General features: G+C 54.9%; 21 protein-coding genes and 1 other RNA gene. 14 read left to right on the top strand and 8 right to left on the bottom strand.

Going from position 1 to position 22,180, the window contains the following annotated elements; all coding sequences use genetic code 11:
* Positions 1-187: signal recognition particle sRNA (gene ffs, locus E3E27_RS09495), an RNA gene on the bottom strand; the annotation flags it as partial.
* Positions 188-311: 124 nt separating this feature from the next.
* Between ffs and E3E27_RS09500 the strand changes: the two genes are divergently transcribed.
* The 14 genes from E3E27_RS09500 (at position 312) to E3E27_RS09565 (ending at position 13,443) form a co-directional block, all read left to right on the top strand.
* Complete coding sequence (locus tag E3E27_RS09500) at positions 312-1,757, top strand: FAD-dependent oxidoreductase (protein ID WP_167774415.1); 1,446 nt, start codon at positions 312-314, stop codon at positions 1,755-1,757.
* Positions 1,750-2,259 carry a 4Fe-4S dicluster domain-containing protein gene (locus E3E27_RS09505; protein WP_167774416.1) on the top strand — a complete coding sequence of 170 codons (510 nt, stop codon included), beginning with the start codon at positions 1,750-1,752 and terminating at the stop codon, positions 2,257-2,259. The genes E3E27_RS09500 and E3E27_RS09505 overlap by 8 nt, the downstream gene beginning before the upstream one ends.
* Position 2,260: 1 nt before the next feature.
* Positions 2,261-2,533: a (2Fe-2S)-binding protein gene (locus E3E27_RS09510; protein WP_167774417.1), complete on the top strand. Its 273-nt coding sequence runs from the start codon at positions 2,261-2,263 to the stop codon at positions 2,531-2,533.
* Entirely contained in the window at positions 2,526-3,692 is a 1,167-nt protein-coding gene (locus E3E27_RS09515) for an FAD-binding oxidoreductase (protein ID WP_167774489.1), read from the top strand. Before E3E27_RS09510 ends, E3E27_RS09515 begins: the two co-directional genes overlap by 8 nt.
* Before the next feature lie 73 nt (positions 3,693-3,765).
* Positions 3,766-4,443: a UMP kinase gene (gene pyrH / locus E3E27_RS09520; protein WP_167774490.1), complete on the top strand. Its 678-nt coding sequence runs from the start codon at positions 3,766-3,768 to the stop codon at positions 4,441-4,443.
* A gap of 60 nt (positions 4,444-4,503) precedes the next feature.
* Positions 4,504-6,189, top strand: coding sequence for a potassium channel family protein (locus E3E27_RS09525; protein ID WP_167774418.1), 1,686 nt, complete (start codon positions 4,504-4,506; stop codon positions 6,187-6,189).
* A gap of 65 nt (positions 6,190-6,254) precedes the next feature.
* Positions 6,255-7,574 (top strand): NAD(P)/FAD-dependent oxidoreductase, encoded by a 1,320-nt coding sequence (locus E3E27_RS09530; RefSeq protein ID WP_167774491.1) that lies wholly within the window; start codon positions 6,255-6,257, stop codon positions 7,572-7,574.
* Positions 7,575-8,423: a prenyltransferase gene (locus tag E3E27_RS09535; RefSeq protein WP_167774419.1), complete on the top strand. Its 849-nt coding sequence runs from the start codon at positions 7,575-7,577 to the stop codon at positions 8,421-8,423.
* Between the two features lie 62 nt (positions 8,424-8,485).
* A complete protein-coding gene (locus E3E27_RS09540; protein ID WP_167774492.1) occupies positions 8,486-10,231 on the top strand; it encodes an endonuclease/exonuclease/phosphatase family protein in 1,746 nt (581 codons plus the stop codon).
* Positions 10,232-10,396: 165 nt separating this feature from the next.
* Positions 10,397-10,576, top strand: a complete 180-nt coding sequence (locus E3E27_RS09545) for a hypothetical protein (RefSeq protein WP_167774420.1) — start codon at positions 10,397-10,399, stop codon at positions 10,574-10,576.
* 32 nt (positions 10,577-10,608) lie between these two features.
* Positions 10,609-11,790, top strand: a complete 1,182-nt coding sequence (locus E3E27_RS09550) for a M48 family metalloprotease (protein ID WP_167774421.1) — start codon at positions 10,609-10,611, stop codon at positions 11,788-11,790.
* Positions 11,771-11,926 (top strand): hypothetical protein, encoded by a 156-nt coding sequence (locus E3E27_RS09555; RefSeq protein WP_167774422.1) that lies wholly within the window; start codon positions 11,771-11,773, stop codon positions 11,924-11,926. Before E3E27_RS09550 ends, E3E27_RS09555 begins: the two co-directional genes overlap by 20 nt.
* 82 nt (positions 11,927-12,008) lie before the next feature.
* The gene (locus E3E27_RS09560; RefSeq protein ID WP_167774493.1) at positions 12,009-12,863 is read left to right on the top strand and encodes a hypothetical protein; all 855 of its coding nucleotides are present in this window, start codon (positions 12,009-12,011) and stop codon (positions 12,861-12,863) included.
* A 37-nt stretch (positions 12,864-12,900) separates the two neighbouring features.
* Positions 12,901-13,443, top strand: coding sequence for an RNA 2'-phosphotransferase (locus E3E27_RS09565; RefSeq protein WP_167774423.1), 543 nt, complete (start codon positions 12,901-12,903; stop codon positions 13,441-13,443).
* Here E3E27_RS09565 and E3E27_RS09570 read toward each other — a convergent pair.
* The 7 genes from E3E27_RS09570 to E3E27_RS09600 form a co-directional block, all read right to left on the bottom strand.
* A complete protein-coding gene (locus E3E27_RS09570) occupies positions 13,427-14,662 on the bottom strand; it encodes an MFS transporter (RefSeq protein WP_167774424.1) in 1,236 nt (411 codons plus the stop codon). The two genes, E3E27_RS09565 and E3E27_RS09570, sit on opposite strands and share 17 nt — an antisense overlap.
* Positions 14,663-14,771: 109 nt before the next feature.
* A complete protein-coding gene (locus E3E27_RS09575) occupies positions 14,772-16,163 on the bottom strand; it encodes a hypothetical protein (RefSeq protein ID WP_167774425.1) in 1,392 nt (463 codons plus the stop codon).
* A gap of 190 nt (positions 16,164-16,353) precedes the next feature.
* Positions 16,354-17,415 (bottom strand): galactokinase, encoded by a 1,062-nt coding sequence (locus E3E27_RS09580; RefSeq protein ID WP_167774426.1) that lies wholly within the window; start codon positions 17,413-17,415, stop codon positions 16,354-16,356.
* Between the two features lie 59 nt (positions 17,416-17,474).
* A complete protein-coding gene (locus tag E3E27_RS09585; RefSeq protein ID WP_167774427.1) occupies positions 17,475-18,635 on the bottom strand; it encodes an FAD-binding oxidoreductase in 1,161 nt (386 codons plus the stop codon).
* Positions 18,625-20,130, bottom strand: a complete 1,506-nt coding sequence (locus E3E27_RS09590) for an FAD-dependent oxidoreductase (RefSeq protein ID WP_167774428.1) — start codon at positions 20,128-20,130, stop codon at positions 18,625-18,627. The genes E3E27_RS09585 and E3E27_RS09590 overlap by 11 nt, the downstream gene beginning before the upstream one ends.
* 152 nt (positions 20,131-20,282) lie before the next feature.
* On the bottom strand, positions 20,283-21,899 hold the full coding sequence (locus E3E27_RS09595) for a sodium/proline symporter (RefSeq protein WP_167774429.1): 1,617 nt from the start codon (positions 21,897-21,899) through the stop codon (positions 20,283-20,285).
* Positions 21,896-22,075, bottom strand: a complete 180-nt coding sequence (locus E3E27_RS09600) for a hypothetical protein (protein ID WP_014789215.1) — start codon at positions 22,073-22,075, stop codon at positions 21,896-21,898. Before E3E27_RS09600 ends, E3E27_RS09595 begins: the two co-directional genes overlap by 4 nt.
* Positions 22,076-22,180: the final 105 nt, after the last annotated feature.

The following is a 22,180-nucleotide window of genomic DNA, read 5'->3' on the forward strand; positions in this document are numbered from 1 at the left end:
GCGGGTAAAGGGCGTTAGCGGAGCCCTCCAGCTCCGCCCCGCCCACCGCCGGCCCCCCGGGACGAGGGATCACCGTTGCACCCCGGCTTCCACGGGCGGCTTTGGGAACCGCCCCCCGGGCTTCGGCCCCGGCATATCGACGGTTTCCGGTTACAGGGGACGCCGAACCCCCCGGCCTAGCCCGCCGCCAGCTAACTTATCCGCCCCCGGATATATAAAGCTTTGGTAGTCCCTGAAACCAAAGGTTGCTCACCATCGGATTGAAAAATTTTCATAAATGCGTGAACGAATAGGTGCATGGGTGATACACCGTGCGCTTAACTGAGCATCCTGTTCTGCGTTTTGAGCGCGGCAGAGAGGTTACAATATACTTTGAGGGAAAGCCCATCAAAGCCTACGAGGGCGAAACGATAGCAACGGCCCTCCATGCGGCAGGAATACGGGTCCTGAACTATTCAGCCAACGAGAAGAGGCCCAGAGGTCTCTTCTGTGCCATCGGAAAGTGCTCCTCCTGCCTGATGGTCGTGAACGGGGTTCCCAACGTGAGGACGTGCATAACCCTCGTCGAGGACGGAATGGTCATAGAGCGCCAGCGCGGAAAGGCCAAGCTGCCAAGAGAAGCCAAACCCCCTGAGTTCAGGAACGCGAAGGTAGTGAAGGCAGACATCGTGATAATCGGCGGCGGTCCCGCAGGTCTGATGGCGGCCATACACGCGGCGGATGCTGGTGCGAAGGTTGTTCTCTTCGATGAGAACCCCATGCTCGGCGGCCAGCTCGTCAAGCAGACCCACAAGTTCTTCGGTAAGCGCGAGCAGTTCGCAGGGGTCAGGGGCGTTGAGATAGCGAGGATTCTGGAGGACGAGGCGAGGAAAAGGGAGAACATCGAAATATTCCTGGAGACGTCCGCCGTTGGCATCTTTCAGGACGGCGACGAGAAGCTCGTTCTGGCGGTCAAAAACAACCGAGAGCTGATAGAGTTCCGCGGAAGGGCTGTCATTGTCGCCACCGGTGCGATGGAGAAGATGATACCCTTCGAGAACAACGATTTACCGGGGATCTACGGTGCCGGAGCTATACAGACGCTCATGAACACCTACGGCGTCAAGCCCGGCGACCGCGTTTTAATCGTCGGTGCCGGCAACGTGGGACTTATTCTGGCGTATCAGCTCATCCAGGCGGGCGTTGAAGTGAAGGCGATAGTCGAGGCCATGCCAAAGGTCGGCGGCTACTTCGTCCATGCTGCCAAGGTCAGAAGGCTTGGAGTCCCGATACTAACGAGGCACACGATTCTTCGCGCTGAAGGAAAGGAGAAGGTTAAGAAGGCCGTTGTGGCACAACTCGACGAGAACTGGAGGCCAATCCCCGGAACGGAGAGAACCTTTGAGGTGGACGTTATAGCCCTCGCCGTTGGCCTGAGGCCCAGCATCGAGCTCCTCCATCAGGCGGGCTGTCAGATACGCTACGTACGCGAGCTGAGCGGCCACGTGGCTCTCCGCGACGAGTGGATGGAAACAACTGTCAGGGGAATATTCGTCGCAGGAGATTCGGCCGGAATAGAGGAAGCTACTACTGCGATGCTTGAGGGCAAGGTCGCCGGAATCGCGGCAGCGCTGAGACTCGGAATAGCGGACGAAAGCTGGCTGAAGGAGATGGAGAAAGCCCAGAAGGACCTCGTAGAGTTCCGCTCCGGCCCCTTCGGCAGGCACGTGCTTGAGGGGATTAAAAAGGCCCTTATTGGAGGTGTCGCCAGTGAGTGAAATCCCCGCCTACCTCAGAAACGGTTACATCACTCCCGAGGAGCTCTTCTCGATAATCCCGAGGCCGAGCGATGAACGGCTGAGGAAAAGACCGGTAGCGATTCCGGAATGCCCGCAGGAGATTCCGTGCGCCCCGTGCAGGGAGGTATGTCCGACCAACGCGATAAGCATGCCCACCCCGAACGATTTACCGATTGTGGACTACGACAGGTGCATTGGCTGCTCCCTCTGCGTCCAGATATGCCCGGGCCTGGCCTTCTTCATGATGCACTACGTTGGCGACAAGGCAAGGATAACGATGCCCCACGAGCTTCTTCCGCTGCCCAAGCGGGGCGAGGAGGTAATACTGCTCAACAGGGTCGGCGAGCCGGTCGGAAGGGGGAAGGTGATCACGGTAGTTCCCAGGGAAAAGAGCAAGGGAGATACACCGATAATCACCGTTGAGGTGCCGATAGAGCTGGCCTGGGAGGTTAGGGCGATAAAGGTCGCGAGAGGTGATTGATATGCCTGGAAAGGTAATCGTCTGCCGCTGCAACGACGTCACAGTCGAGGAGATTGAGGCGCTCATCGACTCTGGAATTACCGACATCGAGGAGCTCAAAAGGCTCCTCCGCATAGGAATGGGCCCCTGCCAGGGAAGGACGTGCATCCCGATAGTGCTTGGCATACTCGCGAGGAAGACCGGAAGAAAGCAGGAGGACATTCCGCTTCCAAAGGCGAGGGTTCCAACCAGGCCGGTCCGCGTAGAGGTTATAGTGGGTGGTGCCGATGAGTAAAATCGCAATAATCGGCGGGGGAATAATAGGAGTTGCCACCGCCTACGAGCTGGCCAAACTTGGGGAGGACGTTATCCTCTTCGAGAAAGGCTACTTCGGCTCGGGCTCGACTTTCCGCTGCGCGACGGGAATCAGGGCGCAGTTCACGGACGAAGCCAACATCAGGCTCATGAAGTACTCCGTTGAGAGATGGGAAAAGCTTGAGGAGGAGCTGGAGAGCGACATAGTCTTCAGACAGACCGGCTACCTGTTCCTTGCCACGAGTGAGGAGGAGGTTGAGGCGTTTAAGGCGAACATAAAGCTCCAGAACAGATTCGGTGTCCCCACGAGACTCATCGACATGGACGAAGCGAAAGAGATAGTGCCGATCCTCAACACCGAGCCCTTCCTCGCCGGGGCGTGGAACCCGAAGGACGGGAAGGCGAACCCCTTCAAGACGCTCTTCGCATACCTGTTCCGGGCTAAGGAGCTCGGCGTTGATGCGCGCGAGCACACCGAAGTGGTTGGCTTCGAGCGCGAGGGGAACGCCATAACGGCCGTGAAGTTCCGCCATGACGGGAGGATCGAGAGGGTTAGGGTAGATGCCGTCCTCAACGCGGCCAACGCCTGGGCGCCGCTCATCAACGAGATGGCCGGCTTAAAGCGGGACCTCGTTCCCATCACCGCCTACAAGCACCAGCTCGTCAAGACCGAACCGCTGGAGCCCGGACAGGCTGAACCGCTGGTCTGCCCGCCGAGTTGGAACGATGCTTACATCATTCAGGACGGCGAGGACGGTGGAATAATCTGCGGTGCAGGGATAGAGCACAGAGCCAAAAGCTTAGACGACGTCGAGCCTACCTATGACTTCCTGCGCGGTGTTCTCCGCTATGCCGTGAAAATCGCCCCGCCGCTTCGCTATGCACACATCGTCCGTCAGTGGGCAGGTTTCTACGCGAAAACGCCCGACAGCAACCCTGCGATGGGTAAACTCCTTGATAACTTCTACATCGCGGCTGGTTTCAGCGGGCACGGTTTCATGATGGCGCCGGCGGTTGCTCAGGCAATGGCCGAGCTGATTTCAAAGGGCCGCTCCAAGGTCCCGCTCGACTGGGAGTGGTACGACCCCTACCGCTTCGAGAGGGGAGAGCTGAGGAGTTCGGCCTTCCAGATAGGGTGATCCCTTTTCTTTATCATCTTCCCGGCAAGAAAAAGATTATAAAGGAACCTCGATTAGCACTGTGAGGGTCATCATGAGGATAGTCTTCGATATAGGCGGTTCGGTTCTTGTCCCCGACGACCCGGACGTTGATTTTATTAAGGCCATCGCATACGAGCTCATCAAGATAAGCGAGGACCACGAGGTTGCGGTGGTAGTCGGCGGAGGAAAGGTTGCCCGGAAGTACATTAAGGCAGCGAAGACCTTCACGCCCAACGAGACCTTCAAGGACTACATCGGAATTCACATCACCCGCGCCAACGCGATGCTCCTCATAGCTGCCCTCGGCGAGAAGGCCTATCCCTTCGTAATCCAGGACTTCAGGAAGGCCTGGGAGGTCATACAGCTCAAGAAGATACCGATAATGGGCGGAACTCACCCCGGCCACACGACCGATGCGGTTTCGGCTCTCCTCGCCGAGTACCTCCAGGCTGACCTTCTCGTCGTGGTGACGAACGTCGACGGCGTCTACGATTCGGATCCGAGAAAGAACCCGGACGCGAAGAAGCTCGACAGGATAACCGTCGACCAGCTCGTCGAGATCGCCATGCAGGCCGAGAGCAAAGCGGGAGGAAGCGGGGTCGTTGATGCTTTAGCGGCTAAGTTCATCCAGCGCGGGAAGATTAGAACCTACATAGTCGGGAAGAGCGACGCCTATCACCTCTTCGACGTGGTGAGGGGGAAGCACAGCGGAACGGTAGTGGAGCCGTGAGGTTTTTCATTAATTTTTGCCTGGAAACGTTTTTATAGTAATGTCGAGTAATATGCCACCATGTGCAAGATGGCACACTTCGGGAACTGCGACCCTGAGACTGCCGACCAAGAGTACTGCATCTTCCACAAGCCGAACAAGAGTGAGGAGGAGGAGGCCGTTGAGTTCTACAGGAAGTTTCTGGAGAGGTTCAAGCCGAGGATTGAGGAGATTGAGGTCAAAAGACAGAAGGTAAAAAGGTTGGTTTTTGAGGAGCCTGTAGATGCTAGAGGGTTTGTGTTTCCAGAAGTGCCAGATGTAACGATTGAACACGAATTTACCACTAAAGAAGGAAAAGCTCTCACAGTAGAGCTTCCACTTAGGGAGGCAATATTCAAATGGGCAGTATTCAAATCCACAGTTTATTTTAATGCCGCTAAATTTGAGGGTTCAATACGCTTCGATAACTCGGTGTTCTATGGGGAAACTTCTTTTAGCGAAGCAATTTTTACCGATTGTTCATTTATGGAGGTCAAATTTAAAAAAACAGTATGGTTTAATAGTTCCATTTCAATCGGAAAGTCGTATCCTCTTGAACTTGGAAATAAACAATACAGTTATTCAGCCCTAAACTTTTTCAAGGCAGAATTTTTCGAGGACGTTTTCTTTCAAAAGGCCAACTTCTGTTTAACGGTGCACTTTGGTGAAACTAAATTCTACAAAACGGCCGATTTTTATAACGTAACATTTTGCTTTAAAACTAGTTTTCATATGTGCGAGTTCAGGTCTACTGCAAATTTCCAGAATTCGCTATTTCTCCCCAGCTCTTTTCAGAAACGCTGGCCATTAATGATCTCACTAAAGTCTCCTTACCATTATAATGTGAGCTACATCTTTGCCCGCTCCACGTTTAAAGATGTCGCTGCTTTTGACTTTGCGGAGTTTGGAGAGTGCATCTTCAACTTTGCCACGTTCGAAAAGGGGGCGAGTTTTAAGAGCGCGAAGTTTTATGATGAAGCTCGGTTTGAAGAAGTCCTTTTTGAGGATACTGTTGAATTTCAGGACGCCGTTTTTAAAGGAGACGCACTATTTACAAATTCAACTTTTGAGAGACTGGCAATTTTCACAGGAAAACCAGATGATGAAAAATATAAGTTTGAGGGAAAGCTGAGTTTTGAGTATTGTGACATCTACAAAGGGATACAAATAGACTTGCCTAGAGAGTGGTTCAAGCTCTCAGAGGCTTTTATAGAGGCGATGAGGATACAAAAACTTAGTTATGAACGTCTTGGACGCTATGAAGACGCCGATAGAGTGTTGGTTAGTTTAAAACGAGAACAAAGGAAAGCCAAAAATATCGTAATTAGATTTTTTGAATGGCTCCTCTTGGACTGGTCTTCCGAGTATCTTACAAATCCAAAGAAAATCCTAAGGACTTCTGGAGTGGTTATTATTGTATTTGGGCTTATCTACTGGATAGCTGGTTGTGTTGACTTTTGCATACTCCGTCAGTTATCCATTACTAACTGCTTGGAGTTTTCTTCAGGTCCTATATGCTCTGGAGGAATCAAGTATGGATGTACTGGAAATTTTGTGGGTGACCTATTAAATTCTCTTTACTTCAGCACGGTTACATTTACAACATTGGGATTCGGAGACTTGGCTCCAACCGGCTTAATGAAGGCATTCGCGGCAACTGAGGCCCTACTCGGTGCAATTTTAATGGCCGCACTGGTCTCAGTAGGAGTACAGAAAATTACTATGTAATGCTGAAATCTTTGGCCAAGGCCAACTTTTTATACCTCCTCGCCCTTCTCCCTCCGGTGGTGCTCATGAAAATAGTGGTCGTCGGTTCTGGAACTGCCGGAAGCAACTTCGCCCTCTTCATGAGGAAGCTCGACAGGAAAGCTGAGATAACCGTCATCGGAAAGGAGGAAACGATGCAGTACTCCCCCTGCGCCCTGCCTCACGTTATCAGCGGCACGATAGAGAAGCCCGAGGACGTTATCGTCTTCCCCAACGAATTCTACGAGAAGCAGAGAATCAGGCTCATGCTCACCACCGAAGCCAAAGCAATAGACCGCGAGAGGAAGGCTGTAATCACCGACAAGGGCGAAGTCCCCTACGACAAGCTTGTCCTGGCGATCGGCTCTAAGGCCTTCGTCCCGCCGATCAAGGGCGTGGAGAACGAGGGAGTGTTCACCCTCAAGAGCCTCGACGACGTGAGGAGGATAAAGGCCTACATAGCCGAGAGAAAGCCGAGGAAGGCCGTCGTCATCGGCGCCGGTTTAATCGGCCTCGAAGGCGCGGAGGCCTTCGCGAAGCTCGGCATGGAGGTTCTGGTTGTGGAGCTGATGGACAGGCTCATGCCGACCATGCTCGACAAAGACACCGCCAAGCTCGTCCAGGCCGAGATGGAGAAACACAACATAACTTTCCGCTTCAACGAGGGAGTTAGCGAGATAATCGGAAGCCCGGTCAGGGCGGTCAGGATAGGCGATGAGGAAGTCCCGGCCGATCTGGTTCTCGTCGCCACAGGTGTGAGGGCCAACGTTGACCTCGCCAAGGCGGCGGGGCTTGAGGTGAACCGTGGAATAGTCGTCAACGAGCACCTCCAGACAAGTGATCCGGACATCTACGCGATAGGAGACTGCGCGGAGGTCATTGATGCCGTTACCGGGGCAAGGACGCTCAGCCAGCTCGGGACGAGCGCGGTGAGAATGGCGAAGGTCGCGGCGGAGCACATAGCTGGAAAGAACGTCGCCTTCAGGCCAGTCTTCAACACTGCAATAACCGAGCTCTTCGGCCTCGAGATAGGCACCTTCGGAATAACCGAAGAGAGGGCGAAGAGGGAGGGCATCGAAATAGCGGTTGGAAAGTTCAAGGGCTCAACGAAGCCGGAGTACTACCCCGGCGGCAAGCCGATAACCGTCAAGGTCATCTTCCGGAAAGACGATAGAAAGCTAATCGGCGCGCAGATAGTCGGCGGGGAAAGGGTTTGGGGCAGGATAATGACGCTCTCGGCTTTGGCCCAGAAGGGGGCGACCGTTGAGGACGTCGTTTACCTTGAGACCGCCTACGCCCCGCCGATAAGCCCGACCATTGACCCGATAAGCGTTGCGGCCGAGATGGCGCTTAGGAGGTTCCGCTGAGTGGAGCTCCGGGCTCTCCTTTCCCTTCTTCGTCCCAAGTTCGCCCTTCCCTCCCTCGTTCCGGACTTAGTGGCCTTTACCATCGCGCGCTACCACTACGGCGTTTTCTTCACGGCTGATTTCCTCATAGCGATGCTCGTGGTTTTCCTCGTCACGTCGGCGGGCCTCGTCATCAACGAGTACCACGACTACGAGCTGGATTTGCTGGCCAGCAGAACCGAACTCCCCCTCGTGAGCGGAAAGGTGAGCCTGAGGGTCGCTAAACTCCTCGGCTACGGCCTCCTCATTCCGGCGCTTGCCCTTTCCGCGCTGATATCACTCAAGGCCCTCATCATAACGCTCATCGCCTCTTTCCTCGCCATAGCGTACTCCGCCCCTCCGTTGCGCTTCAAGGCGAGGCCCCTAGTCGATTCGCTGACCAACGGTCTCACCTACGGCCCCGTCACGATGGGGCTCATCTTCGAGTCCCTCGGCCTTCCGGTGAGATGGGCGGTCGTTTACTCCCTCCCCTTCTTCGTTCTCCTCTCGGCCGGCCACATGATACTCGCGATACCGACCATAGAGGAGGACCTCGCCCTGGGGGCAAGAACCTCCGCCTCGTGGCTCGGGCGGGAGAGGGGAATAAAGGTCGGGATGCTTCTCTTTGCCCTCTCCTCCATCATGGTCGTCGTCTACTGCCTCCTCGGCTATTACCCGCTTCCCTCTGTCCTTTCGCTCCCTTTTATGGCATATTCTGTCCTTCAACTATGGCACTGGCTCGACGGTGCTGAAAGGCAGGAAGTGTTCCGGAAGATGGAAGCGGCCTTTCTCATGGGGGCGCTGGTTTTTCTCCTCCCCTTCTTCCTCTGAGCCGTTGGGGTATCAACAAAGTTTAAGTGCCCTCCCAACAACTTGAGTTTTAGGTGATGGACATGAGCGTGAACGGAAGGGATAAAATACTGCTCGGTCTTGGGGCCGGAGTGTTGCTGGCGTCGTCACTTAGAATCTTCATTGCGGGAGCGTATTCCAGCCTGGAAAAGACGTTCTTCTACGGGGTTAACTTCCCCTCCGGACTGGGGATTCTCCTGCTCCTGCTTGCGGCATTTCTCGTCGGGCGGCTTAGCAGAAAGGCCGGGGCGGTCATAATGGCCGCCTACGCCATCGCACTCCTCGCCACTGATGCGACGGAATACACGCACCTGATAGCGGCCTTTGCCCTGCCCGTGGCTCTGGCCCTCGTCAAGGAGCTTGACGTGAAGTACCTGGCGATCGGCCTCGTTGCCGACCTGAGCCTCCGCGTTCTGGCCACCGGCGGGGAACCGGCTGATTTCCCCTACACGAGGGTAATCCTGGCCGTCCTTCTGTTCCTCGGCTCATACGCTCTCTGGAAGGAACCGGGAACCCTCAAGAAGCCCGGCTTTGGGCTGTACGCCTTCGCGGCTCTGCTCGAGCTCGGCCTCATCTACCCCAACGCCGTGATGCGCTACTCCGGAATGACTGTCTATTACCTGCCCGAGTTCATCGGCTTCTCCCTGCTCGTGGCCCTGGCGATTCTTCTCGGCCCGTACCTTGCCAGAAAGCCCTCCCTCGCGATGGTCCTACTCGTCCTAGGCTCGGCCACGCTCTTCCTCAAGCCACTCTCGCTCATCGGCCTCCCCTTAGCTCTCGCGGCTTCAATGGCGCTGGTCGAGAACGCCAAGGGCAGCAGGGGAGGAGTCATAGGTGTGTTCTACCTCTTCCTCGTCTCAACGCTCGCCATAGGTGCCTACGTGGGCAGGGACATAGGGCTGGCCTTCATGGAGGACAGGCTTGAGATTTTGATTCTGGTCGCTTCAGTAATCTACGCCCTCAGCGCCTACGGGAAGGACCGCGAAGTTGGACTCCCAAGCGCGAGGGAAATCGCCGGCCCGCTGGCCGGCCTCATCGTCGCTTCCCTGGTAACCCTGGCACTCTTCAACGCGGGGCCAACCTACGGCGAGGCAAAAAAGGACGTCCTCATCTGGACATACAACGTCCACCAGGGCTTCGGGCCCTACGACGGCGCCTTCAACGGCTATGAACTGGTTAACCTTTTAGCCGAGCAGAGGCCGGACGTGTGGCTGGCCCAGGAGGTTGTTGGCGGAATGATAGCCAACGGCTACCAGGACGTGCCCCTCTTCATCTCCGCCCGCCTAGGCTACGCCTATGAGTACAAGCCCGCTGTTGAGGGAAGCTACGGGATAGCGGTCTTCTCCCACTGGCACATGAGAACAGAGGGTGAGCTCAACCTGGAGAGCGTCGGCCAGGCGAGGCCGGCACAGAAGGTCTTCATCGAGGAACTCGGCCTCACCCTAGTGAACGTCCACATGGGGCTGAGCGAGGAGGAGAGGGCCATGCAGGCCGAGGAGCTGCTCAAGTTCGCGGAGAGCAAACCGGTGGCCCAGGTAATAGGGGGCGACACCAACGCGGAGCCTGACGAGGAGGCAATAGCAATACTCACGCGCGACTACCGCGACGCCTTCCCCGAGAGGCCCCCGTACACCTTCCTCTGGGAGCGCAACGGGGTCAGGGACGAGGAGAACATAGACTACATTCTGCTCAAGAGGGACTGGCCGGCCCGGGTTAAGGACTACGGCTGCCTCTGCGACGTCGAGGTTTCCGACCACAGGCCGGTGTGGGTGGTCATCGAGCTTCCGTGAGGTTTTCACTCTTCAACCTTTTTTCGAAAATTGAACCGCAATTCTTAAATTCCAAACCAAACGTATCTCTGTCCAGTAAAGTTTTATGAATCAAATTTCATTTATTTCCCGCCCCATTGCAACCTTCATGGTTCCGAGTATCATAGCTGCCCTAGGGGGATAAAGATGGACTGGGATGAATTTATGGCGGAAGCAAAAAATAATCCCTTCCTCCTTTGGGCTCTGATGCTGATAGCGGTAGGTGTCATAATCCGGAACAAATATCTGTTATGGATGGGTGTCTTCACGGTTATTCTGATAGTGCTGTTGCTGGAAGGACCAATCAATGACAGAAAGTATCCTTAAAAATGAGAAAAAGCCAAAGGCGGTGAGTCTAAATGAAAACCTTCATTATCGTTGGTCTCTGGCTTGTAACGATTATCGTTCCCCCACTGATAATGAGATACTGGGGCCGCAAAATCCTGAGAGAAGAGCTACCAAAGAAAGAGAAAAACTATAATCTGCTGAAGGCTGAGGTGGTCTGCATTTTCGGGGCATTCATACTCTACTTGCCTGCGATGATAGCCCTCGGAGCCCTTGACTGGGTCGCTGACATGGTAGATAAGCTCCCCCTACCTGAAATATTCAAGGTGTTTGCATTTGCAACAATCCTGATCTTCCCGCTTCTCCTGTCAATCTTCCTCATCATCTACGAGACTGTTAAAGTAGGAGTGAATATTACAGAGGAAAAGATTGAAAATCCAAAAAAGGAGGTTCTGAAAGCTCTCGCACTGATCCTGGGCCCAATCATTGGCTTTGCCTTTATCTGGCTGCTGCTGATGCTCTACCTGCCGGAGAGTTTAACCTCAAAGTGGTGGTTTGACCTGCTCATGTACTCAATTCTAATACTCGCTTTCTTTGCGCTCTTTCCGCTCATCCTCATTAGAGTTGGGACAAAGAGCGAGCTCGACCCCGAGCTTAAGGCCGAGCTCATAAGGTTCTGTGAGGAGCAGGGAGTTAAAGTCAGGGACATCATCGTTAAAGGAAAGCCCGATCAAAAGCTCGCAAACGCCATGGTTACGGGTATAATTCCCCGCTACCGCTACGTTGTTTTAACCCGCTATCTGGTTGATAACTTCGAAGAGGACGAGATTAAAGCGGTCTTAGCCCATGAGATTGGGCACATAAAAGGAAAGCACCTCTGGATAAACGCGGCTTTGAGCATCGGTTGGTTCATCTTCTGGATAGGACTCATCTACATCCTCCACAAATTCAACGTTCAGCTGTTCTCATCGCCGTGGGTTTTCTTCGGCGTTTTCTTCTTTGCCTTCTACTTCTGGCTCTTTGTTATTGAATCAAGAATAGCCATAAGGAACGAGTTCAAGGCAGATGAGTTCGCGGCGAATGTCGTGGGGCTTGAGCCAACTCTAATGGCACTTAAAAAGCTGGCTGAGCTCAACTTGCTGCCGGAAAAAACAGGGAAATGGTTTAACCTGTTGAACAGACACCCTTCGATTGAAAAGAGGATAAGGCACCTGAAGAACCTTGGAGGTGGCCGAGGTGGAGTGGGAAGAACTTAAGCGGAGAATCGAGGGAAACCCGTTCCTTCTTGGGGGGTTGTTCGCCGTTCTCCTCGGTCTCTTTAGCGGGAACGCAACGCTGATATGGATAGGCGTGTTTTTTGTGCTATTGCTCATCCTGCTGGGCGAGGCGTGAGAGGCAGACAATCTTACCCGGTGGAGCATGCGATAAATGAAAGTTATTTAAGATTTGAGGAGCAATAGAGGTGGTGGGAAGCATGAAAAAGCTCGGCATCCTGTTGCTGGTCGTTTTTCTGGTCGGAATTGGTGCTGGATGTATATGGGAGAACACGGGGACATCCACTACGCCCGCGGCAACGTCAAACACATCATCCCCAAAAGTAGTCCTCCAGCCCAAGCACTACCCGACGGAGGAGCTCCTCAAAAACATGAGGAGTATAAAGCAGTTCACCTACCTCGAAAACACAAGCATGATACTTCACGTCAGGATCTCTCAGGGGAACGTTACCCGGGATGAAGGCAACGTTACTGTGATTTACAAACGGAAGGGCTATATCGATCTTGATAGCAAGGAAGCCGACGTCAACACTACGACCAGGACATTTCCGGGAGGGGCCGCCGTTTTCTCGCGCCAGATTATAAAGGACGACGAAATCTATGTCTTTTCAAGCGGAACATGGCAGAAGATGACGAACGAGACCCTCGGAATTGATCCGGAGACCATTTTAAACCTCACCTGGGAATACAACATCGTGAGCTTCGTGGCAAAGTATCTACAGGAAGAACCATCCAACACAACCATCGAAAACGATACGCAGCTGCTTTACTATCAGATAACAAAGGAAGACCTCGATGCCATGACTAAGCTGTTCATAGGCTCCAATGCGAACATGACGTTCAACGTTACCAACGGCATCCTTGAGGTCAGGTTCAGGGATGGCGTTCTTGTCGGAGGCAGAATAACCTATCAAATGGAGATCCGTATCTGGGGCAAGGACATCTACGGTCAGGGATTTGAAGTATATGAAAAAGGCCACGTCTACGATGAGTTCGTTGTTAGGGACATAAACGTCAAGAAGCCTGTCAAAAAGCCCCTTTCTTACCGTGCGTGAGGGAAAGCTTTTTGGAGCTTCTTTCTAACTTTTCACGATGTTTCCGAGCAGAAGAAAAGTCAGCAAGCTGATGGCCTACATTCTGCGCCACTCTCCAGAGGAGTTCGGACTTAAACCTGACGCCAGGGGCTTTGTGCCCCTCAAAGACCTAGTGAGTGCCCTGCGGAGCGTTTATCCCGATGTCACCGAGGAGTTCGTTAGGGAGATAGTCGCCCGCGATGCGAAGGGCCGCTACGAGATTAGAGGAGACAAAATCCGCGCCCGCTACGGCCACAGCTTTCCGGTCTCTCTAAACCACGAAGAAGATAGGGAGGCCAGAATTCTCTACCACGGAACGCCGAGGAGGAACCTCACGCGGATTCTGAAAGAAGGACTCAAACCGATGAAGCGGCAGTTCGTTCACCTAACGACGAGCAAAAGTGAGGCAATCGAAACGGGCAGGAGGCACGGGAGGGACGTGGTTCTTCTGGTAATAGACGCCGACTGTCTGAGGAGAAGGGGTCTGAGGATCTACAGAGCCGGAAAGAACGTCAGGATAGTCGAGCGCGTTCCTCCGGAGTGCATCACCCTGGCAGTCTGAGGGCCAAAACGAAGGCCAGCCCGAGGGGAATCAGCGTGCTCACGAAGTTCAGGGTAAAGCTTATCCCCGATAGGTAGCCCCCGAGGAGAGGGCCGAGGACCCAGCCGAGGCTCATCATCGCGTTCAGCAGGCCCATCCCCTGGCCGCGTTCGCTCACCCTCACCCGCTCGGCGACGTAAGTGGAGGCCGAATTCAGTGTCATGGACCACTTCACGCCCGAGAGGAAGGCAACGGGGAGCATTAGGTAGATGCTTTTCGCGAAGGCGTAACCGAGGAAAGCGATACCGTAGCCGGCTATGGAGAGGAGGTAGAACCTTTTGGCCCCGTACCTGTCGATGAGCCTCCCGATGTAGTAGCCGCTCAGGGCGGCCGCGAGGGAATCGATGCCGAAGAGCAGGCCGACCCACTCCTCGCCGAAGGTCTCGCCGAAGTAAACCGGGACTACGGAGTAAACCTGGCCGCTGGCTACCATCATCAGCAGGACGCTGAGGTAGAAGGTTCCGAGGTGGCCCCTCATCAGCCTTCCCAGGGCTTTCTTTCCGACGGTCGCCCTATCGCTCTCCCGCCCTTCCTGGGGGATCAGGAGAAGCCTCGGCGCCCTTTTCGGCCGTGGTCTCTCGCGCATAGCCAGGGCTATAACCGCGGAAACCGCCAGCAGAACGCCGGAAAGCACGAATATCCCCCTTATTCCGATTCTCTTTACAAGGAAGCCGCCGAGGAAGTTCCCGGACATGTAGCCGGCGTTCTCAACGGTTGAGAAGAGGCCGTAGGCCGAGCCTATCCTCGTGGAAAGCTCCGCTATGAGGGCCGACTTGGCAGGCATCATTGCCGAGCCGAGCGCTCCTTGAGCCGTTCTCAGGGCGAGTAGGGCCAGGGGAGTCGATACCAGGGCCATTAGGGCGTAGAAGAAGCTCGTGGAGAAGAGGCCGAGGGCTATGAAGCCTTTCCTGTTTCTGGTGGAGTCGGAGAGGTAGCCGAAGGGGTACTGGAAGGCCGTGGAGGTCAGGTTGAAGGCCACGCTGAGGAGACCTACCATGAGCATCGTTCCGCCGATGAGGCGCATGTAGACGCTCAGGTACGGGAAGGCCATTCCGAAGGAGACATTGGCGAGGAACATGGAGACCGCTAGGAAGAGGACGTTCTTTCTCTTCACCTTTAGCCGCCTGAGCTTTCCTGCCTTCTCCCTGCGCCCCTGGAGGATAGCCCGTTCCCTCTTCATCGGCCGGCCCTACGGAAAGCCTCTTATAAAACTTCCTCCGGGAACATGTATGTGGAAACGTGCCATTCGCATGGCTACGTAGGGGTTTCAGAACAAAAAGAGAGGGACGTCATCTCTCAGTGTTTGGATCAAGTGATTTGGAACAGAAGTTTCCAATACATGGGGGCAGAGAATCCTGGCCGTCATCTACAGTGGCAAAGTACATTGCGGCTTCCACGTTGTTGCTGTTAGTGAGTGTGAGGTTCCTTTTGAGTATTGAGGCGTAGTAAGCCCGGTTGGGTGCCCCTTCCTCTATATCAATGCGATACGTTGCGACTGATTGAGACGTTGATGAGTAGCTGAAAGTTATTGATAATGTTCCGATTCCGGGAAGTTTGCTCCAGAGCCAATTTGCCGCGGAACCCCCTAGGGGAGTAGAATAGAAGTTGTATCCGGAGCTCCCCTGGAAATCAAACACGAGGTTTGGATACGAACCACGGGAATCCGTTTTGGCCACTTTTATTTCTGCCTTGATGTTACTTGTTGGAAAGTGAGAATTCGGGAGATAATCCGTTAGTAAGTGGTTCCTGTTCAGGTCGCTTTCCCCGACGTTATATTCTCCGCTCATCATAACTTCCAAGGGATAAACTTCGGCAATGGGGATGCTGGCGTATTCCTTCTTCCACTTGTCGTATACTGGAATGTTGTAAACAACGACCACGTACTTCAATGGGAGATTTAGGTATCTGTCCAAATAACCGTTCTCAGTTTCTATTACGTGTTCTGGCGCATAGCTGACCTTCAGCGTTGAGCCTGAGTATGAATTTCCAAAGTCTAGGACAGGTATTCCGTCTATGCTTAGACTCCACATTGAATTTGTACTTGTTGTTAATTGAATACCCCATGAAGCGCTGATGCTTCTTATTTCTTTATACCCTCCAGTTTTGACTTTCAATCCCATGAAGGGGATCCATTCTGTGAAGGTTTTTGAGTCAGCGTAGTATGAGTCTTTAAGGTACTCCCAGTTTTCGATTATGCAGTATCTGTCATTGAGTTCCTCATAGCCCCAAGGACAGGACGATGTGCCCAAAAGCGAGCGCAGTTTATATTTCAGTCTTGCCGTTATCGGGAGTCTCAGCCCCGGCTTGGTATAGGGTTCCGCAACTTCCTCGATTGGGAACATTCCCTTCAATTCGAGGGGTTTTCCGGGCTGAATGCTTTTTACTCCAACCTTTCCGTCCTTTGTGATGTATATTGCGAGCGGGGTGGGTACAGCGTGTAGGTTTTCAGTAGTCTCGGCTTCGCGCCACTTTTTGCTTTCCGTCCTCAGAGTCACGAGACCGCTGAGGTGTCCCTGCTTGAGGAGTTTTACCCCTCCCTCGGGGGAGGGTTGGAATATGAAGACCTTAGCGCCTCCCTGGAGGTAAGTTCTTTCGACACTAAGAAAGTCCGTTGCCGTCATGCCAAGGGTGGAGGTTAACAGTAGGGTCAGCAACAAGACTCCCACGATTTTGAGTTTCATAGTATCACCCTGTAAAGTTTTCAATCAATTTTTCAAATTCATTTTTTATAAACTTTACTGCATAAAGTTGTTTAATTGCTTGCCAACATATGGATAATCGATGATGGACTACAGTGCCTCTACGTCACATTTCTCTTGAAAGCCTCGCCCTTCAGGGCGGAAAGTCAGGAAATCAGTGGTCAGAAGAAGTTCAGACCTTCCTCACGCGCACTCCATCGCTCGGGCTCACGAGGTGGTAGTCAGGCTCCCAGTTGAAGTGCCTGACGTACTCGTCGGTCACCCTCATGGCCACGTCCAGTGCCAGCTCCTCCGGAACTATGGCCACCGCCGAGCCGCCGAAGCCGGCGCCGGTCAGCTTGGCCCCGTAGGCACCGAATTCGACCGCCTTCCTTACAAAGAAGTCCAGCTCCTCGCTCGAGACGTCGTAGTTCCTCGCCAGGTCCCAGTGCGAGGCAGTCATCAGCTCGCCGAATCTCTGGAGGTCGCCGCTCTCTAGGGCGTCCCTGGCCTCAAGGACGCGCCGGTTCTCCCTGACGATGTACCCGAAGAATCGCCGGTAAAGGGAGGGGAGGTTCCTGAGCTCCCGCTCCTCGACCTCCTTGGAGGTTCTCTTTCCAAGGAGCCTGAGCGTCTCCTCGGCGACCTTCCTCCTCTCTGCGTAGGCGGAGGAGGACAGCTCCCGTTTAACCCCTGTGTAGAACACGAGAATCTGAACGTCGCCGGGGAACCTGATGTACTCGTGCCTCAGCGTGTCCGTGTCGAGGAATATGACGTGCTCTTTCTTTCCGTGGACGACCGCGAACTGGTCGAGTATCCCGCAGGGGACTCCGACAAAGTCGTTCTCCGCCTTCTGGGCGAGAAGGGCCATCTCTATTGGGAGGAGGTCCAGCCCGTAGGCCCCGTTGAGGAAAGCCAAAACAGCAATCTCTATGCTCGCCGAGGAACCCAGGCCCGAACCGATCGGTAGATCGCCCCCAAGGATTCCCCTCATTCCGCCAACTTTGTACCCCTCCACCCTCAGAACCCAGAAGATCCCCCTAACGTAGTCAGCCCAATCGTTGGCCTTTTTGATGTCCTCTAGGTCGAACTCCTTCACCTCCCGGAAAATCTGGGAGTAAACCCTGGCTTTTTCGTCCTTTTGGGCGTGGAGAACGGTGTAGAGGTTTATTGCCACGGGCATGACGTATCCGAGGGCGTAGTCGGTGTGGTCCCCTATCAGGTTCACCCTGCCGGGAGAATCAACGCGGTACATGAACTTCCCCTATGGAAGTTGGGCTCGAAAATATTTAAGGGTGGCGAGAAAAGGAAAGCTCACCCCATCTGGAGGGCCTCTCCCCTGAGCTCTCCCCTCTCGAAGCGGTAGGGGTCGTACCACTCAACCGGGAGGGACGTTCTCCCCTTCGTCACTAGGTCAGCGACCATTTCAGCCACCGCCGGGGCCATCATGAAGCCGTGGCCGGAGAAACCGGCGGCAATGTAGTAGTCGCTCAGCTCCTCGATTTTCCCGATTGCGGGATTGCTGTCCGGTGTCTTGGCGTAGTAGCCGGCCCAGGTCCTCAGTATGAGAAGCTCCCTCAGTGCCGGTATGATCTTGGTGAAGTAATAACTTACCTCGCGGAGGAACTCGTAGGTCGGGTTGAGGTCGTAGGTCGGCCCGAGCTCGTAGCCGACTCCTCCGACTACGCCACCGTGGGCCGTCTGGGTCAGGTAAGCGTGGCCGTACTTGAAGGAGATGACCATCGGCCTTATTGCGCCTTTCTTTATGGGCTGAGTTATGACAGCCTGGTGCTTGTAGGGCTCTATCGGTATCTTGACGCTTATCCCGGCCATCGCGTTGATGAGCTTCGCCCAGGCGTTGGTGGCGTTTATGACGGTGCCCGTCTTTATTGTCCCTCTGCTGGTCTTAAGGCCCTTTATCTCACCGTTCTCAACGATGAAATCCTTCACCTCAGTATACTCGACGAGTTTGGCCCCGAAGTGCTCGGCGTTGAGGGCAAAGGCGGCCGTGGCGTAGAAGGGGTCGGCCTTTCCGTCGGTTGGGTTCCAGGAGGCAGCTATCACCTCGCTGATGTCCAGGAGCGGGACTATCTCCTTGGCTTCCTCCGGCGTTATGAGCCTCGTCGGGACGCCGAACCTGTTCTGAATCGCAATGTTCTGCTTGAACTCTTCCACCTCGTCATCGTCGTAGAGCAGGAAGAGGTAGCCCGTCTGCTCGAAGGAGAAGCTGTACTCCTCACTGTACTTCTTCCACAGCTCGACGGAGCGCTTCATAACCTGGACGTTCGCTTCATCGTTGAACTGCTGCCTTATGCCGGTTCCACAGCGGAAGGTCGAGCCTGAACCTATGAAGCGCTTCTCTATGACGGTGACCTCCTCCCCGCGCTTCGCCAGCTCATGGGCGAGCGTTACCCCGACTATCCCGCCACCGATGATGACGATATCGCTCCTCCCGGGGAGCTCTTTACTCGGCATACTCCTCCACCCCCTCGGCGGTGACCTTCATTCTAATGTTCTTAAGGGGCGGTCTCGCGACGGGTATGTCGAGCCTGTCCATCGGCGTTCCAGTCCTCTGCGAAACAACAACCGCGCCGTTGAAGAGGCAGAAGCGGCCCTGGCAGAAGCCCATCGCTAAATGCGTTAGGCGCTTGATTATCTGCAGGTCGGTTATGCCTGACTTCACGACGTTGTCCACCTTTCCGAGCGAGACGTCGCAACCGCATATCTGGACATCATCGCCGTTGAACTCGTCGAGTGGGAGTTTGTGAACGGGAACCGCCACCGGCTCGTAGTCCTTCAGCCTCTCCTCGTAGGTGCAGGGTTCCGCCTCGAAGCCGAACTCCCTTAGAATGTACGCCCCGACGAGCCTGCCCTCGAGGTAGTTGGCGTAGTGGGGTTTTATCGAGACCGCGCTTCCCGCCACGTAAATGCCGTCGCGTATCCTGTGCTGGGAGTCAAGCACCGGCACGTAGTAGCCGCGCTTGAACTTCAGCTTTCCACCTGCCTGGGTGATGGGGTTTATGTCGGGTCTTCTTCCATCGGCAACTATCACCGCATCGACCTCGTAGGAGTGCCCGTTCATGTCAATGAGCCTTTCGACCTTCTCCCTCCCCTCGACGCGCTTCGGATTGGGGACGACTACGTAATCTATCCCCCAGCGCTCAAGCTCGGCGGTGATCTCCTCGGGGAAGGCACCGACCACCGCCACCTTCCTGCCCGGCGCGATTCCCCAGACGTTGATAACCTCCAGGGCGTCGCTCCTTCTGAAGACACCGGGATAGTCGTTGTTCTCGAAGAGCAGTATGTTATCCACGGCACCGACGGCCAGAACGACGCGCTTCGCCATTATCTCGATGAGCTGGTTCTGTCCAGTGACTATCGGCACGAGGAAGTACTCGCCCTTGTCGAAGACCCCGAGGGCTATCGTGCCCTTGAAAACCCGGACGTTCTCGTTGAATTTCCCGACAAGCTCATTAACGACCTCCTGGGGCTTCTTCTCTCCAAAACCCTCCTGCGGAAGGCCCTTAAGCCAGAGGTCGCCGCCGAGCCAGCCCTTCTCCTCTATTATGGCGACGGTGAGGTGTTCCTGGACCTCCAGGACAGTCCCTATTCCCGCCGGGCCGCCGCCGATGACGGCCACATCTACGACCAGTCTTCCAACCGGCTTGCCCTCGTCGATCTCAACGGTCTCCTGGAAGTCCCCGTAGCCCTGCCTCTCCAGCCTCATGCCGTCACGAACCTTGGTCTTGCGCGCGTTGATGTTCTTGATCCCGTTCACCACCATTGGCACCGGACCGAAGGTGAAGGCCCCCCTTTTCCGTCCCTCCGTGCTGGTGGTGAGCCAGTAAATGCCGTTAGCGAGGAGTGCGACGGTAATCTTTTCCCCCTCATAGGCCTCGTAGGGTTTTCCTTCAAAGTAGATGGTGACCTTTCTAGAATGTTCCTTCTCAGTAAGGTCGAGCGGTCTCATGCTCCCACCCCGAGGATTTTACAATCGGCGCTCTCCTTTATACACCAGTGCTTATAAACGTTAGGCTGACCAAAAATGGTTTAAAACCAAAGGTTGGGCGATTCAGCGTTCCGGGGGCGGAACGTCATGCTCCAAATGAAAAATAGAGGGACTCAGGCAAGGCCCCTAGTGAGGACGAACTCAGCCACGTTCTCGACCTGGCTCTTGGCCCTGGTCTCGGTGATGCTCTTCTTCCCCGCCTCGATGGGAACCTTCCTGAATATCTCCTCGTGGAGCCTGACGACGTCCTCGGGCGGCTTGGTGAAGAGGCTGACGAGGATTATGATGAACAGCGTCACGAAGAAGTTGATGAAGAACACCGGTATGCCGTTGAACCATGAACCGATCGTGCCGAAGAATCCCGGGGCGTCGGGGTTGAAGGCCCAGCCGTATACCTTCGCCTCGAGGATAACTTCGCTGACCAGACCGTAGGCCATTCCGGCTATTCCGCCCTCCTTGGTTACGCCCTTCCACCAGAGGCTCAGCGTGAGTATCGGTCCGAATCCCACGGCCAGTCCTCCCCAGGCAGTCGCGACCATCTCGTAGACGACCTTGTTGCCGGTCAGCGCGAACCAGAGGCCGACGAGGGCGACGCCAGCGACTACGAGCCTCGAGATGTTCACCATCTGCTTCTTGCCGACGTCCTTGCCGAGGACCTTGTGGTAGAAGTCCCTCGCTATGGCCGAGGAAGCCACGAGGAGCTGGGAGTCGGCGGTGCTCATGACGGCCGAGATTATCCCTGCTATGACAAATCCTGCGAGCCAGCCGGGCATCAGCTCGACGGCCATGGCGGGAATGACCTTCTCCGGGTCGCTGACCTGGAGCATTCCAGCCTGGTACATCGCGAAGCCGAGGAAGCCCGCGAAGAAGGCGCCCCAGAGGACGAGTATCGTCCAGGTGCCGCTGATGAAGATTCCGGGCCTTCTGAGCTTCCTCGGGTCCTCGACGCTCATGTAGCGCGTGACTATGTGCGGCTGTCCGAGGTAGCCAACTATCCAGCTAGCGTAGCCTATCGCGAAGACTATCGCCGCCAGACCGGTCGCGCCGCCGAACGGGTCGAGCTTCGTCGGGTCGGCCTGGGCTATTATCTGCGTCGCCTTGTCCAGGCCGCCTATCTCCGCCAGCGCCAGGAAGGGAACGATTATCAGGGTCAGCAGCATGAACATTGCCTGAACGACGTCGGTCCAGACGACGGCGAAGAAGCCACCGGTGATGACGTAGGCGGTGAGGATTATGACGGTTATGATTATTCCGGTGTTGTCGCTTATGCCGAAGCCCTCGGCGAAGGTCTTTCCTCCGGCCGTGAACTGCGCCGCAACGTAGGCCGTCATGAATATCAGGATTATCAGCGCGCTCAGGATTCTTATCAGCTTGGTGTCGTCCTTCAGGCGGGCCTCAAGGTAGTCCGGAACCGTTATGGCCCTGAACTTACCGGCGTAGATTCTGAGCCTCGGCCCGATGAGGACGTAGTCTGCCAGCGTTCCGAAGAGACAGCCGATTCCTGCCCAGAAAGCACCTAGGCCTGCCTTGAAGGCGCTCCCCGGATAGCCGAGCATCAGCCAGCCTGAGAAGTCACTCGCCTTGTCTGATAGGGTCGCCGCCAAAACGTGGACCTTCCTGCCGCCGACGAAGTACTGATCCTCGGTCTTGGTGTACCTGTTGGCCCACCAGCCGATGTAGGCCAGAAGGGCGAGGTAGAACAGGAAACCGAGGAGTATCTCCGTGTTCATGCCTTACCCTCCTCCTCAAGGGTTTTCATCAGGTCCTCATCGTAGGCCAGGATCTCGTCGTCCACGTAGTACTCCTTGCCGGTTATTTTGTCCCAGAAGCCGTAGAGAAGCATCGTTGCGATGCCCAAAAAAGTCGGAACCAGCAGGGTTGCCCAGGCTTCACCACTCAGCCCCATTTTACACCACCCCAATACATCGATGTCCTATAGAGGACATCAAACACCTCATACGCATTTTGCAAATATAAATGTGTTGGTTGAATTATTCCAAAGTCGAGATGG

Source organism: Thermococcus sp. MV11, assembly GCF_012027285.1.
Taxonomy (GTDB): Archaea; Methanobacteriota_B; Thermococci; order Thermococcales; family Thermococcaceae; genus Thermococcus; species Thermococcus cleftensis.